The organism is Paraburkholderia caribensis, from assembly GCF_002902945.1.
Lineage (GTDB): Bacteria > Pseudomonadota > Gammaproteobacteria > Burkholderiales > Burkholderiaceae > Paraburkholderia > Paraburkholderia caribensis.
The window spans coordinates 427496-442481 of sequence record NZ_CP026104.1 but is presented as its reverse complement, the minus strand read 5'-3'; the positions used below and the strand labels follow the sequence as shown (position 1 = coordinate 442481).

General features: G+C 57.3%; 12 protein-coding genes. 10 read left to right on the top strand and 2 right to left on the bottom strand.

Annotated elements, in window-relative coordinates; all coding sequences use genetic code 11:
* The first annotated feature begins 969 nt into the window (after positions 1-969).
* A complete protein-coding gene (locus tag C2L66_RS40505) occupies positions 970-2196 on the top strand; it encodes a ParA family protein (RefSeq protein WP_082670619.1) in 1227 nt (408 codons plus the stop codon).
* Positions 2193-3212: a ParB/RepB/Spo0J family partition protein gene (locus tag C2L66_RS40500; RefSeq protein WP_063803424.1), complete on the top strand. Its 1020-nt coding sequence runs from the start codon at positions 2193-2195 to the stop codon at positions 3210-3212. Before C2L66_RS40505 ends, C2L66_RS40500 begins: the two co-directional genes overlap by 4 nt.
* 2129 nt (positions 3213-5341) lie before the next feature.
* Here C2L66_RS40500 and C2L66_RS40490 read toward each other — a convergent pair.
* Positions 5342-5530: a hypothetical protein gene (locus C2L66_RS40490; protein WP_060611310.1), complete on the bottom strand. Its 189-nt coding sequence runs from the start codon at positions 5528-5530 to the stop codon at positions 5342-5344.
* A 322-nt stretch (positions 5531-5852) separates the two neighbouring features.
* Between C2L66_RS40490 and C2L66_RS40485 the strand changes: the two genes are divergently transcribed.
* Positions 5853-6119, top strand: a complete 267-nt coding sequence (locus tag C2L66_RS40485) for a type II toxin-antitoxin system ParD family antitoxin (protein ID WP_060611308.1) — start codon at positions 5853-5855, stop codon at positions 6117-6119.
* A gap of 74 nt (positions 6120-6193) precedes the next feature.
* Positions 6194-6415, top strand: a complete 222-nt coding sequence (locus C2L66_RS40480; RefSeq protein ID WP_267894180.1) for a type II toxin-antitoxin system RelE/ParE family toxin — start codon at positions 6194-6196, stop codon at positions 6413-6415.
* A gap of 591 nt (positions 6416-7006) precedes the next feature.
* Here C2L66_RS40480 and C2L66_RS40475 read toward each other — a convergent pair.
* Entirely contained in the window at positions 7007-7486 is a 480-nt protein-coding gene (locus C2L66_RS40475; RefSeq protein ID WP_148654685.1) for an alkaline phosphatase family protein, read from the bottom strand.
* A gap of 945 nt (positions 7487-8431) precedes the next feature.
* Between C2L66_RS40475 and C2L66_RS40470 the strand changes: the two genes are divergently transcribed.
* From C2L66_RS40470 to C2L66_RS40450, 6 genes are all read left to right on the top strand, one after another.
* Positions 8432-9577 carry a GAF domain-containing protein gene (locus C2L66_RS40470; RefSeq protein WP_060611368.1) on the top strand — a complete coding sequence of 382 codons (1146 nt, stop codon included), beginning with the start codon at positions 8432-8434 and terminating at the stop codon, positions 9575-9577.
* Positions 9578-9664: 87 nt separating this feature from the next.
* Positions 9665-11467 (top strand): NAD(P)/FAD-dependent oxidoreductase, encoded by a 1803-nt coding sequence (locus C2L66_RS40465; protein ID WP_060611304.1) that lies wholly within the window; start codon positions 9665-9667, stop codon positions 11465-11467.
* A 192-nt stretch (positions 11468-11659) separates the two neighbouring features.
* Entirely contained in the window at positions 11660-12439 is a 780-nt protein-coding gene (locus C2L66_RS40460) for an acetoin reductase (RefSeq protein WP_060611301.1), read from the top strand.
* Positions 12440-12621: 182 nt separating this feature from the next.
* Positions 12622-13038 (top strand): hypothetical protein, encoded by a 417-nt coding sequence (locus C2L66_RS42120; RefSeq protein WP_233445137.1) that lies wholly within the window; start codon positions 12622-12624, stop codon positions 13036-13038.
* Positions 13032-13712 carry a hypothetical protein gene (locus C2L66_RS42115; protein WP_233445136.1) on the top strand — a complete coding sequence of 227 codons (681 nt, stop codon included), beginning with the start codon at positions 13032-13034 and terminating at the stop codon, positions 13710-13712. Before C2L66_RS42120 ends, C2L66_RS42115 begins: the two co-directional genes overlap by 7 nt.
* A gap of 155 nt (positions 13713-13867) precedes the next feature.
* Positions 13868-14917: a 2,3-butanediol dehydrogenase gene (locus tag C2L66_RS40450; protein WP_060611299.1), complete on the top strand. Its 1050-nt coding sequence runs from the start codon at positions 13868-13870 to the stop codon at positions 14915-14917.
* The last annotated feature ends 69 nt before the right edge of the window (positions 14918-14986 follow it).

Below are 14986 nucleotides of genomic sequence, written 5' to 3'. Positions count from 1 at the left end.
GCTCTCTCCGATAGCTTTCGGGATTCTAGAAGCTAAAAGTCATGCTGGCAACTTAACCGATACTGACTTTACTCAAGCCATTGACTGCTCTTCCCCATAAACCCTGACTTGTCCGGTGCCTTTTGAGGGAAACGAAAGGTCGTGTTTTATGGGGAACGCGTCGGCGAGGCCGAAAGGTCATGGTTTATGGGGAGCTTTCTGGGGTACGCCGTCTCGAAGGTCATGGTTTGTGGGTCGCTTGAAAATGTGCCTTCGTTACTCCTGAGAAGTCGGGGTTTATGGGGGTGGCGAGGTGATGGGGGCCTATTTGGAGGGCGAATTGACCAACATTGCTCGCGTGCGTTTGGATGATCGCGCAATGCTCGAAGGTCATGGTTTATGGGGAGGCACTACCCTCTTCCCCACGGACCCCCACCTTTGCCCCATAAACCATGACCGCAGGAGTTCGAGCGCGAAAATTAGCGAGATAAATCAATTATCTATGGGCGTACGGGTGATGCCCCCATAGACCCTGACCTAATCCCATAAACCCTAACCTGTCGTCCCATGGAGGATGACCGAAGATTGGCGGTTTACCCCACAAAGCCTGACCTATCGCCCCATAAAACCTGACCTAATAGCCAGCAAGCCCTTACCAGATAAGGCTCGCGCGTACGTAAACGTTTTTAAAGTCTTTGTTTCTTAAAGGAACAACAAACAGTGTTGTTGTCCTTGAAAGCAGAAGACCTAGTTGAAACCGACGTGAGGGCGGTTGTTCGAGGTTCCCAGCTGACGTAAGGTGATTTCTATGAATATCAGGGAGGGGCCCGGCCAATAAGGCTCTCGGCAAGTGACACAAGCACAAATATCTTGCACTTCAAACGGTTAACCAATAAGCTTCCGCAAAATTCAACATCCATTGCGGTTTTCAGCTCTAAGTGTTGAATCGCACATGTGACAGGCGACGTTACATCGCTAAGGGAGCCATTGATGAACACAGCAGTTCGGCGGGCTGAAAAGCCGCAGATGTCCATAAAACTGAAGCACGCGCCTAAGCCAATGCCGCTCAGCGCTATCAAGGCTATCGCAGAGAATGCCAGCGGCATGCTCGTCGACGTTCGAGAAAGCATGCTGGCGCCCCACCCTCGCAAGAATCCTCCCACTTTTACGACAGCTCAGGTTGGTGATCTGTGTCGAATCGACAGACAACGGATGCATTATTTGTCACGAACCGAATCCGATCTACCTCAAGGTACGCTCCGACACAGTCGCAGCAGAGAATTTACCCTTTCCGAGGCGCGAGTTTGGATTGATCGCATCGGTCCGTATTCGAAGCGTCCAGCGGGGATAAAGGGTAAGAAAATTGCGATCGGTAACTTCAAAGGCGGGGTTAGCAAGACCACAACCGCTATGACGTTGGCGCAGGGCCTGTCGTTATTCGGCCGCAAAGTTCTTTTAGTTGACCTTGACCCACAGGCGTCACTGTCGGCGCTACATGGAATTCTTGCCGACAGCGAGGTATCTGATGAGGACACGGTACTGCCGTTGATATACGGTGATGAAGAGGATCTTCAGTATGCGGTGCAGTCGACGTATTGGGACGGGGTAGACCTTGTGCCGGCGAGTGCCGCACTGTTTGGTGCAGAGTTTTTCCTTCCATTCAAACAGTCTAAGGATCAGTCATTCCAATTCTGGAATGTTCTGAACAAGGGGCTTGAGCCGCTATTAAGCGACTACGACGTCGTCATCATCGATACGCCTCCTGCCCTTTCCTATCTGACGATTAATGCCTTCATGGCGGCCGACGGACTGATTGTCCCTACACCACCAAGTGCCTTGGATTATGCATCGTCGACGCAATTTTGGAACTTGTTTTCGGACCTTTCCGAAAGCATGCAACAAGTTGCTCCTGAACTCGTCAAGAGCTTCGATTTCATTCACGTGCTCTTAGCGAAAGTGGACCAGAGTCAAGCGGCCACGCCAATCGTTCGAGACTGGATTAACAAGACCTATGAGGGTCTCGTACTTCCAATCGAAATTCCTACGACGGCGGTTACCCAAACAGCCGCAGCGGAATTTGGCACGGTGTACGACATATCTCGGTACCAAGGAAGCCTTAAAACTTATCAGCGCGCACGCGAGGCATACGATCGATTTGCGGAGATCGTTGACCAGCAACTTGTTGCACTATGGCACGCAAATCAGGAGGCAGAATGAGTATCAAAGACCGTCTTGCCGCAAAGGCTGCAACGATTGGAACGTCGCCGCGCCCTCAAAAGAGTAATGACGACACTCCGGGCCGTCCGAAGACGGCTCCTGGCCAATTGATGGCGTCCCTTCCATTGCTGGCGGAAAAGGAAAAGGAGCTTCAGGCTGCCATCAAGCGTATCGAAGAATTGGAGGCCGGCGGGACAAAAGATTCGGAAGAAGTTGAGATTTCGACACTAATCGAAGTCCCAGGTCGTCGACGCGTTTTGTCGCAGCAAGAGTATGCGGAACTGCGTGCGAATCTCGAAGCAAATCCCCTCGTTCACCCGATCGTTTATCGGCCGCTGGGGGACGGGCGCAACGAGATAATTTCCGGGAGTAACCGGGTCGCGATCTACCGTGATGATCTGGGACGGACGAAAATTCGCGGTGTTCCCTTTGTGGGCACTGACGCCGAGGTCGAGCTTGGAGCAGCGTTCTCGAATCTGCTCGCACCGTCGCTTCCTGATTTCGAGAAATATCGGCAATTTCAACGAATCCAGCAAAATTTGGGGCTCACTCAGGCTGACATCATTCGCGCTTCCGGTCTCGCACAAAGTCACGTTGCCCGGATACTTTCTTTCGACAATCTTCCTGCGGCCGCGAAGGAGTTGATTGCATCGAAGCCGCACAGGCTAGGGGGGACTGCCGCTGCGAAGTTCGCGGCTTTGGCACAGCAGGGACACGAACTTAAAGTTACAGAGGCGATTAAGACGCTTGTCGATTCCGAAGAGATGACGCAAGAGCGAGCTTTGAGTTTGGCGACACCTGCGCGCCCGAAGGGGCCTCAGTCGGTTGCCACAACGATCACTATCGGAAAGAGGAAGTTCTGTGATGTGTCGATCCGCAGTGGTGTCATCGGGCTGCGTTTCGCTGGGAAAGATGGGGATGCCAAGGCTGCGGAGTGGGGTGAACGGATAGCGCAATTCATTCGGAAGGAGCTGGACGCGGAAGAAAAATCAGCATCCAATTTGGATTTCGAATAATTTCAATCACTTAGCTCGAATGGGGAAAGCTTCGACGATTCATCCAATTTGGAAATCTATAAAAATCATATAGTTACAAAAATGGTCGCCAGAGTAGAGGCGATAATGTGCGCACCGGCAAACGTCTCTGAATGAAAAGCGGCCCCGTCAACAAACTGACGGGGCCGTTTTCATTCCTGGCCCGCTTCCTCCTGACAAGTCACTCGTAATTTCACTGCGGGAATGCCTTTCCGCAACCATTGCGGTCACCCGCGACAGAAAGATGTGCGAGTTAGTCGCTGCCGGCTTGCTCGACGGTTGTTATACGGTCATGTCCCCTTTAAAAGGCGATTGTGCGCGGCGAGGAGGGGGCCGGACTTGATCACGGGCATGCCCGCCGGCCTCGTCGATCTTGCTGCAAAGGTCCTGATCGAAAAGACGGATTGAGGTTCGAGAAACGTCTCAGGCGTCGTGCTCTTGCGCGTTTCAAGGGTTCACATCGTCCATACGACTGCGCAGTCGCGAATGCGGTTACGGGCTGCAAAGGCGCGATCACTACGCTGTTGCTGTCAGGTACGTTTGGCCACACGCCAACGGCGGTTCGACTTCACAAGCGGCTGCGCGAACTGGGCCGCAATGAGGTCCACGTCGTTGTCAGGTCGTACAACGAGCACAGCGATGGGTGCTGACGCGGGCCCGATTACGACAGCGGCGTCGGGTGTCTCGTCAAGGGGCGGCCCCCACTCCATAGTGAGTGCAGTGAATATTCGCTCCGAATGACACGCAACCGCATCGGCAGCCAAAATAGTGAGGGGGTCTTCCGTTGAGCGACCGTTGCCGTATAGACTCAGGAAACCAAGCAACACCGAATGAGTTCCTAGAGAGGGCACTTTGAGATACTGCAGAAGGCTTACTCGCACGAGTAAAGTGACTGCCGAAGCATGAGCCGAGAGGGCTGAGAAACCTCGTGGCGAAGTGCGCATTGAAAGGAGCAAGTTGAACTCGGACGGTCGAGGCGCTGCCATTCTCTTTCAACTGTCCGATAATCGCGGGCAGGGGGAACCGAGCTAGGAGCTTATATTCTGAAGTTGAGTCGACGAGTCCGATGCAACGCCTCGCGCCATAAAGTCTTTAGCCGGGGTCTAACTCAACCCCAGTACGAAGGCCCCGTGAGGAGAGGCGAGTGATTTGCTGAATGTTGGCGCGAAAAGTCATGGTTTGTGGGACGACGTGTAAGCGCGCAGTTGCATTCGGTCAATGGCCCGCCAAGCAAGGCTCGAAAAGCAGTACCGCGACTTTGAGTAGCCGGAAAAGTCATGGTCTGTGGGGATGAGTCGCTCGTCGCGCGAACTGACACTTTAGTGACAGAAAACTGATAGTTCGCACCGGATCGGCGGCCCGGGCCCCCCTCCAACTGTCACTTAAGTGTCAGTTGTCTGATACTCTCGCGCGCGGGGCAGGAGGGTGCATGGTGGAAGCTGAGCAGCGCCGTCAGGCCGTGCGCGCCCATGCAAGCCCCGTGAGGTCCGCGCGGCGCAGCGGCTCATCGTCGACGTACTGCTGGAAAGTGCGGAGGTCGCCATGGCCCATTTGTCGAGCGCAGCGCGTGTCCTGTCCTTTACCCAGCGCCGCGCGCCAGCGCATTTGCGTACGAATGTCCCAGCCAATGCGTTGAAGAAGCGTTCAGTCGCTCGGCCTCGTCATGCCGCTGCTGCACGCGGGCGAACGCGATTGCATCTTCGCACAAGTTGCGCACTAGCTTCCGTACGGTCTTACGATCGCGCAGGCCTTTCCACTGACCCCATCGGAAACCCTGCCGCCGCCGCGCTCCATGCGGAAGACCGCACGGCCGGCAGCGAAAGCGCGAACTCGTCGCGCGGTACCCACCGCGCCTCTCACAAATCCGGGAACTCACATTTCAGTTGCGCGGGCAGGGGCTCGATGCGCACATTAGCCATCGGGCAGCGTACCGCCCGTGGTACGCAAGCCCGGTCAGTACGAACACGTCGACCGCAAACGTATCTCGCGCCGCAGACGTACGAACTTCACGGGTCGCGTCGGGACGGGCCGCAATGGCCGCACGGATCAAAGTCGTATGCTCGGGCGATAGAAAGCGGGACTGCTTTTCGGAACCGCGTCGACCGGCTGGATCAAGCCGGAATGAGTTGCAGGAAGCCGACGTCGCCTAGCCAGTCGAAGAGAGCGGTGACGATCTGCTGGGTTTGGCCCGATGAGCGGTCCGCGGACCCAAGCCAGCGACCGACGACTTCTTCGTCGAGGTCGTTTTCGACGTCCAACGTGTCCTCGCACAGCGGGAGCTTCACGATTTGGTGATTCATCGCTGAGTCATATCAGAATCGATTCAACAATGTGGAGCCGTGATGTCAAAGGCCCTACACCCAGTCTGTTTTCAACATTACCGGGCGGTAATGTCAAACCGTCCGTAGCTTGCTCCCGGCGCCCGTGAAACATCCGGTATCGAAAGCTAGCGTTTTTAGATCATTGATTTAGCGCATCTAATTCGAGTTGTTTGTCGGATGTTTCACGAAAATTAAAGGGCGTGGCGTATCGACGCCTCATCAGTGCGCCTCGCATGGCCGGATCACGCAATCATTCGCGAAGATGTAGTGATTGATACGTAATTTGTAAAATCCTTCCACCGTGGGGAGGGCGCAGCGAAGTTGTTGCGCCCCCGTTGCTGTCGTTTCCCTCGGCAACCACTTCGTCGAGTTTGTCGAAGACCGCGTGCGGGCCGGGCGCTACAACACGGCGAGCGACGTGGTTGGGGCCGACTTGCGCGTGCTGGAGGAACAGGGAGCCAAACTCGATGCCTTCCGCGTCGAACTGCAGAAGGGCGAGCGCACGGGCCCGTCCCTGCCGTTTGACTTCGACGCGTTTCTCGCACGCAAGAGAGAGTCTGCGCCGTGAAGCAGTTTGTTCTTTCGACGGTGGCCGAGCTGGACCCCGATGATATCTGGGACTCTTAGGCAGAAAACTGGTGGATCCGGCAGGCGGAGCGTTATATCCGCATGATCCAGGACACCATCATTGGATTGACTGATGGCACACGGCCAAGTCCGGCCGCCTTCCATGTCCGGTCTGGTTACCGCAGTGTGCTGGTCGGCACGCACATCTTGTTTTTCAAGGAGACCGATAACCTGGTCGACGTTATCCGGATTCTTCACCGGCGGATGGATCCCTCTCAGCCCTTGGGCGAGCACTAGCTTCTTTTTTCCACTCCACCCGCCGGGAAGACCAGAGCAACACATGATCGTCGTGTCATCGAAGCTGGACCGATGTGACGCTGATGAACGCGACAACGCGACAACGCGACAACGCGACAACGCGACAACGCGACAACGCGACAACGCGACAACGCGACAACGCGACAACGCGAGACGGATTGCCCGCGCACTGGCTCGTAAAAAGAGCCCGCTCGATAAGCGGGCTTGTGCGCATTGTTCGGGGGCACCGTGTTTTGCAGCGCTTTCTGAAAATATCTGACTCTCAGGCGCCTCCAGTACCGATGTGAATCGGACGGCGTATCGCGCGAGCCCGTGGCTCGAATCAGGCATTGCTGCTCGAGGCACGCGGGCTCTAGTGGTGTGCGCACAGCGGCAGGAAGGGGTCCTTCGCTCAAGGAGAGCCTTCGCTCGTAGATCGAGGATCACCACCCGCCGCGACGGGTGACGGACATTTTCGGACGTCGGTGCGAGGTGCGGGAAGACTCAACATCTTCGCGAAGTCGTCCGCAGCACGCACGCGCGCGGTCAGGTCGAGTTCCCCGTTGGGCCCGAGCAGTTTGTCCGTCGTTTTCAGAATCGACGTGTGGTCGTACCGGGAATGGTCAATGGTGCCGGCCGGAACAAAGGGGGAGGCGCGACAATGGCGGGTACGCGCGCGCCCAGCCTGTCAAAGGCGAAATTGTGTGTCTTCAGGCGGCCGTTCTCGGCAGACCCGGGCGGCTCGGCACTCGGAGGTATCACATGGTCAAAGAAGCCACCGTGCTCATCGAAGACGATCGACTGTACGCTGCTGGGCCAGAGACCCGATGTGCTGATAGCGTCGCACAGCTGCTTGACCAGCGCTTCACCACTGCGGACATCGCCGGCGGGATGCATCGAATTGCCGTTGCGGAAGTCGTTCTTCGCACCGTACGTCGGTTCAATGAAGATAAACCTCTCGGTCAATGTGTTACCGCCAAGCCGTGAGAGCAGGGTGTCCATTCCGCCGAGCCGGCCGGGCACGTTGTGTCGACATGTCTCCTGCCTCGCGGCGACCGTCACGTCGTCCACGATTCGGCTCAACGTTGAGCCTAGAACCGGTCCGGTCGAAGTAGCGGTCGACGGTGGAATTGAGCTGAGCGAAGGAGCCGTGGAGAAGGGATGCTATATGCGGTGGCTCGGGCGCTATGCTGAGCCGTGGCGAAAAACCCGCGCAAGATTGCGTCCACTCGCACGCAGAAGCGCGTACACAATTAGATAAGGATTGCGAAGTAAAGAGAACATGTCTCAATTGCGGGGTTTCAGGCGACGTTCTCTGAAAATCTGTCTCCTGCAAAAATGAACAGCCTTGGCCGGAATGGAGGGGTTCATAGTCGTGGTATCTACCCCTTCATTTCTGGACGTTGATTGAAATTCCAACGAAATTGCTGACATGGAAAGCGTTGGATCACTGTCCCGCGGAAACCTTTGGGCGTTTGATCTAGATCGTGACGCCGCATGCACCTGGGGACGACGATTCGCACAGAAAGGGCGGTCCGCCACGCCCCGCAAATATCTGACTCCGGTTAGGCATGGCAGCCACGGTCAGCTCATCGCAGTAGGCTGGAAATATGCCGTGCACCGGACCGGGACGGCTCCGACGCCACGCCGGAAAAACGGCCCACAATAAGGCATCAAACGTGGCAGTTGACGACACACATGAGCTCGAAGCGAGGTCCGGGCAGCGCGGTGCGCCCCAAGACGCCCCCTCTCGAAGACAGTGCTGTTACCAATGGACGCGACGTCCGCACGGGAACGGCTACGCTAGCACAACGTGCATGAGACTTGCTCCGGGGCAACCGCGTGAGAGCGGCCGGGCGGGCCAGTCGACTGAGACAGACGTCTCAATGACATAGATGGTGCATTGCAGTGTGATCTCCGCGAACACGCGTGGTACAACGCAATAACCAACGAAGTATCGATGCGTCGCGCAGTATCGTGATGGGCGCGACGCCATCGGACCGCCGGAGACTCGACATGCCCTATGTTCCGCAGACTCGACATATCGAACGCGTTCGCAATGCGATCGAGGCGCGTACGTTGCGCCCGGGCGAGAGTGCATCGCCACGACTCATCTCGTCGTACCGGCGTTCGCTCGAGCAATATCATCTCGATCCAGGCGCCACGATTGGGCCCCGTATCCTCACCACGACGGAGCTACGCGACGTCCGGCAACGCGAGGAACCGGTACTGCGAGCCTCCGGGCAGTGTCTGTCGCAACTGCATGAGATGGTGCGCGAAGCCGACTACTGCGTGATGCTGACCGATGCGGCGGGCGTGACGATCGACTACCGCGTCGACCCTGACCGGCGCAACGCGTTCAAGCGCGCGGGCCTGTACCCTGGTTCGTGCTGGTCCGAGCGTGAGGAAGGCACCTGCGGCGTCGCGACCGTGCTGCTCGACCACGAACCCATCACGGTGCACAAGGTCGACCACTTTCGCGCCGCGTTCACGACGCTGACCTGCAGCGCGTCGCCGATCTTCGGTCTTTCCGGCGAACTGATCGGCGTGCTGGACGCATCGGCCGTACGGTCGCCGGACGACCGCGACAGCCAGCGTCTCGTGAACCACATCGTGCGACAAAGCGCGGTGCTGATCGAAAACAGCTATTTTCTGCATGCCACGACGCACCGCTGGGTGATACTCGCGCATCGCAATCGCCACTTCGTGGAGACGCAGCCCGAGATTTTGATCGCCTTCGACGAGCGCGCCCGCGCGGTTGCCGCGAACCGCCGGGCGAAGGAATGCGTGCCCGGACTCGAGCACATGCCGTGCGACGTGTCTGAACTCTTCGATATTCGCGCCTTACGGCTTCTCGATGCCCGCATGGGGTACGACTTCATCACGTTGCGGCTCGTAGGGAGTGGCGAGCCGCTTTTTGCGCGGGTGCGCCCGCCGGTACTTCATACGCCGCACCACCGGCATGGCGCAGCAGACGCCATCACCGGTTCTCTCCCGGCGCCCGCAGGCGAAGCCGATACGAACGAACGTCGACGAATCGTCAACGCGCTGACGACGGCCAAATGGCATCCCGTCGAAGCAGCGAAGCTCCTCGGCATATCGCGGGCGACCCTCTACCGGCGTATTGCAAAACACAACATCGTCCCGCCGCACCGACGCTGATCACGCCGCTTTTGTGGGCCCGTTCCACGGGGCACACAACCTGCCTTTAGCACTGTATTGACCATCCGTTTTTATGGAGGAGTAACCGTGGCCGAAGTCAATTCCAGATCCACCGTAGCAGACGTGCTCGAGCGCCTTAACATCGCGCTTGCGAAACGGGACATTCCCGCCGTCGTCGAACTGTTTCAGCCTGATTGTTACTGGCGCGACCTCGTGAGTTTCACCTGGAACATCAAGACCATGGAAGGCCGGGAACAGATCGCTTCGATGCTGGAAGCGCAGCTGGATAGCGCTGATGCATCGAATTTCCGCGTCGCCGTGGGTGAACCCGAAACCGAAGCGGATGGATTCGCTCAGGCGTGGATCACGTTCGAGACGGGCGTCGCACGCGGCAATGGTTTCATCCGCCTGAAGAACGGTCGTATCTGGACGCTGCTCACCGTGATGAGCGAATTGAAAGGCCACGAAGAACCGAAGAATTTCAGGCGTCCGATGGGCGCGGAGCACGGCGCGCGCAAGGACCGGACGAGCTGGAAGGAGCGTCGCGAGGTCGAAAATGAAACGCTGGGTGTGACGACGCAGCCGTATTGTTTGATTGTTGGTGGCGGGCAGGGCGGCATCGCGCTCGGTGCGCGCTTGAGGCAACTGAACGTGCCGACCATCATCATCGACAAGAACGACAAGCCGGGCGATGCATGGCGCAAGCGCTACAAGACCTTGTGCCTGCACGATCCCGTCTGGTACGACCACATGCCGTATCTGCCATTTCCCGACAACTGGCCGGTTTTCACACCGAAGGACAAAGTGGGCGACTGGCTCGAGATGTACACGAAGGTGATGGAACTGAACTACTGGAGCGCCACCACCTGCAAATCGGCGCGCTATGACGAGACCGCGAAAGAATGGGTAGTTGAAGTCGAGCGCGGTGGCGAAACGCTCACGCTGCGTCCCAAACAACTCGTGCTCGCGACGGGCATGTCGGGCAAGCCGAATATTCCCGCATTCAAAGGGCAGGATGTATTCGAGGGCGAGCAGCAACATTCGTCGCAGCATCCGGGACCGGACGCGTATCGCGGCAAGAAAGTCGTGGTGATCGGTGCGAATAATTCGTCGCACGACATCTGCGGCGCGCTGTGGGAAGCGGGCGTGGACGTCACCATGGTGCAGCGCTCGTCGACGCATATCGTGAAGTCGGAATCGCTGATGGAGCATGCACTCGGCGGTCTTTACTCGGAGCGCGCGGTCGCCTCGGGCATGACGACATGGAAAGCCGACATGACTTTTGCGTCGTTGCCGTACAAGATCCTTCACGAGTTCCAGATTCCCGTCTACGAGAAGATCCGCGAACTCGACGCCGGGTTTTATGCACGTCTCGAACGCGCGGGCTTCATGCTCGATTTCGGCGACGATGGCTCGGGTCTCTTCATGAAGTATCTGCGGCGCGGCTCGGGCTATTACATCGATGTCGGCGCGTCCGACCTCGTCGCGGACGGCAAGATCAAGCTGAAAAGCCGCGTCGACGTGGTGGAGCTGAAAGCGCGTTCGGTACTGCTGTCGGACGGAACCGAGTTGCCCGCGGACCTCGTTGTCTATGCAACGGGTTATGGATCGATGAACGGCTGGGCCGCCGATCTGATCTCTCGCGAAGTGGCCGACAAGGTAGGCAAGGTGTGGGGCCTCGGCTCCGCGACGACGAAAGACCCAGGCCCATGGGAAGGCGAGCAGCGCAACATGTGGAAGCCGACGCAGCAGGAAGCGTTGTGGTTTCACGGCGGCAATCTGCATCAGTCGCGTCACTACTCGCAGTATCTGTCACTGCAACTGAAAGCACGCATGGAAGGCATTCCGACTCCGGTATTCGGGTTGCAGGAAGTGCATCACCTGTCGTAACGCGAAGCGGACGTCTGGCGCTGAACGTAGGTCACGGTGTTCAAGCAAGCTTGCATAACAATTCTTTCACGGGGCGAAAGGCATGGCGGAACAGCAGTGAGTTCCGCGCATGCCGAAAGCAGCGGGCCGGCAGTCCATTTGTGTTGAAGCTAAAAATCTGGCTGCCGGTTCAAACTTCTCGAAGGAAATGCGATGACTATTCATACGAAGGTGGCGCTCGTCACCGGCGCTGGACAAGGTATCGGCCGTGGTATTGCAGTGCGCCTCGCGAAGGATGGTGCGGACCTTGCGCTGGTCGACATCAATGCAGAGAAATTGCAGTCGGTTGCTGGTGAGATCCGCGATCTCGGCCGACGGGTCACCACCTATGTGGCCGACGTGTCGAAGCGCAACGACATTTATGCCGCAGTCGATCATGCGGAAAAAGAACTGGGTCGCTTCGACATCATGGTCAACAACGCAGGGATCGCTCAGGTACAGGCGATTCTCGATGTCACGCCTGCAGAGGTGGAGCGGATTCTGAAGGTCAACGTCGAAGGCGTGTTGTGGGGTATTCAGGCCGCCGCGAAGAAATTCAAGGCGCTTAAAAAGAAGGGAAAAATCATCAATGCAGCTTCGATCGCGGGTCATGATGCGTTCGCGCTGCTTGGCGTTTATTGCGCAACGAAGTTCGCGGTACGAGCGTTGACGCAAGCGGCCGCGAGAGAGTTAGCGAGTGATGGGATCACGGTCAATGCCTATTGTCCGGGTGTGGTCGGAACGGACATGTGGGTCGAGATAGACACGCGGATGGCGGAAATAACGGGCATGCCCGTCGGCGAAACCTACAAGAAATATGTCGAGGGTATCGCGCTGGGTCGTGCGGAAACACCAGACGATGTGGCCGGACTGGTTTCTTACCTCGCAGGCCCTGACTCCGATTACATGACCGGACAGGCACCGTTGATCGACGGAGGACTGGTCTACCGATAGCGCACTGGGGGTCTCGTAACCGGCCGGATCGTCCCGTCTCCGGCCGACGCCCGTTCGCTCCATAGCGCCACGTCGATCGACGCGGCCGGGGCTCTTTACGTCCGATTTCCACGCGCGCGACTGATTATCGTAACGCCCGCGCGCCATTCGATCGGGCTCTTATCGTATTGGATACGCCGATCATGGAACCCATCAGTTCGAACATGGCTGCGCAAGAGGAACGTCCTGTTGCGCCAGCGGGATTCGTCCTCAATCCTCTTGCGTTCTCGGTTGCAGTGTTTGTGGTTGTGCACGTCATCAGCCTGTGCATATGGCGTCTGTTCGTCGACGCCAAACTGGCCGTCTGGAAGTACTCGCCGCAGCCCTTCGGCATGTATTTGTTCTGGGGCACTCTGGTACTTGTCTTTATCGGGTTTAACTTCGGCATGGCGGGGTTTTCTGCATTCAGACAACCTGTCTGGGGATGCATCACGACAGTCGCTACCGTCGCACTTGCATTCCTTTGCCGAATATTCTTGCTTATGGTTATGGCGCATTGGACCCTGCATTTACTGCAGTGGGCGGTGCTGGGTACAGTGCGGCCGGCCTTATCGTGCTGATCGGCTTTTACGGTTTCGGCATTCTGGCGACAGGCATGTCTGGATGGCCGTGGTCCGATAGCGGCGTGAAGCCTGTCGCAGGCAGTGTTGCACAACTGGCGAGCGGTTGTTGCCTCACAGGACTCGGTTATTTTTTGCTGATATGCCCGAACCTGACGACAACTTCTTCACCTCACGCGCCTCTGCTTACCTTGCCCGTCGCGATCGGCTGGTTCTATTCCGTTATCGTCGCCTGGCTAACCACGTACCTCATTTTCGACAACTGGCCATGGAGCATGCTGGGACGGAAAAGCTACACAGCGCTTGCAGCACTGGCAGGCAATTTCGTACTGGGAACAGCACTCTATTCAGTCCATCTCGGGTTGCTGAAGTGGGTTCTCATGCCATCGAGCGCTATCGAAAAGCTCGGCATGTCATTCCCAATCTGGCCCGCGCAATTGGGTGTCTGGATTGCTTTCTGGCTGATCTTCTGGGCCAACGTCGCGGGAAACTGGCCAAACCGGTTCAGCATGTTCACGAACCGGGTAATACGCGCATCGGTTTGTTGGGGATTGGGTTTGATTTCTTTTGAAATCTACACCCGATGGCTTGCCGTCTCCGTACTTCTTGAGCGGAAATCGTACCGGGCTTTGGTGGTGATCCGCTTACCTGGGTCGACCTGCTCAATTTCGTAATGCTGATTTATGTCGATAATTTCGAATTCTATGGTCTTTCCAGAAAGAAGGCCGTGAATGACCTCGCTGCTTGAGCTTCACTCATCTGTGGGTAACGCGCGTTGCATGATGAACCGCGACGTGAATTCTGCATTTAACAGAAGGAGTCGTTCACTATGAAAGCTGCTGTTTACTACGGTAATCGCCAGATCGCCATTGACGATGTTCCCGAGCCGTTTCCATCCAAAGGGGAAGTAAAGATCAAGGTGAGTCGAAACGGGATCTGTGGCACCGACATTCACGAATACTTCGACGGTCCAGTTCTGATTCCAAAGACTGAGCCGCATCCACTCACTGGTAGAACGTTGCCCGTTGTGATCGGGCATGAGTTCTCCGGAACTGTCGTGGAGGTCGGGGCCGACGTCACGGGCATACGGGAAGGCGATAACGTCGCGATCGAACCAGTTATTCGTTGTGGCACGTGCAGGCCGTGTCGATCCGGATTCTATAACGTGTGTAGGTGCGTGGGCTTCCAGGGACTCTCGTCCGATGGCGGCATGGCGGAATATGCGGTCGTGCCGAGTCATATGGTTCACAAGCTTCCTGGGGACGTTCCCGTCGAAATGGGCGCGCTGGTCGAACCGATGGCGGTTGCCTATCACGCCGCTACGCTCGGTGACGTGAACGACCAGAGTCGCACGCTGATTTTCGGCGCGGGTCCGATTGGGATTGGTCTGTGGTTCGCATTGCGCGGTATGGGCGTAACCGAGATCGACGTGGTCGAGCCGTCGGCGACCCGGCGCAAGGCAATCGAAGGGCTAGGCGCGCGCACCATCGACCCGGCTAGCGTCGACGTGCCGTCGCTTGTCGCGGACAGAACCAACGGTGAAGGCGTCGATGCGGCGTACGACGCCGCCGGTGTTCCCGGAGCTGTTGCGACCGCGCTGAAATCGTTGGGAGAACATCGGACCCTTGTGAGTGTTGCGATCTACGACAAGCCGATGCTGACACCCTTGCTGGAGACCGTTATGCGTGAGCGGCGCATACAGGGAACGCTCTGCTATACAGGCAAGGACTACAGGAGCGTGATCGATTTGATGGAGCGCGGGCACTACCGGACGACAGGTTGGGTGGAAACCGTGCCGTTGGCGAATGTGCTTGCAGAAGGGTTTGAGGAACTGCGAGCAGGACGAAAAATGAAGGTTCTTGTTGACCCGGCACAATAGAATTCGGGCACGGAAGAGCGGCTGGGTGTCAGTGCGATCAACGAACCCATCCGTCGGTCTCGTGATTGA

Coding starts and splice junctions, on each gene's coding strand:
- C2L66_RS40505 (WP_082670619.1), top strand. CDS start 970: ATGAACACAGCAGTTCGGCGGGCTGAAAAGCCGCAGATGTCCATAAAA.
- C2L66_RS40500 (WP_063803424.1), top strand. CDS start 2,193: ATGAGTATCAAAGACCGTCTTGCCGCAAAGGCTGCAACGATTGGAACG.
- C2L66_RS40490 (WP_060611310.1), bottom strand. CDS start 5,530: ATGAATCACCAAATCGTGAAGCTCCCGCTGTGCGAGGACACGTTGGAC.
- C2L66_RS40470 (WP_060611368.1), top strand. CDS start 8,432: ATGCCCTATGTTCCGCAGACTCGACATATCGAACGCGTTCGCAATGCG.
- C2L66_RS40460 (WP_060611301.1), top strand. CDS start 11,660: ATGACTATTCATACGAAGGTGGCGCTCGTCACCGGCGCTGGACAAGGT.
- C2L66_RS42120 (WP_233445137.1), top strand. CDS start 12,622: ATGGAACCCATCAGTTCGAACATGGCTGCGCAAGAGGAACGTCCTGTT.
- C2L66_RS40450 (WP_060611299.1), top strand. CDS start 13,868: ATGAAAGCTGCTGTTTACTACGGTAATCGCCAGATCGCCATTGACGAT.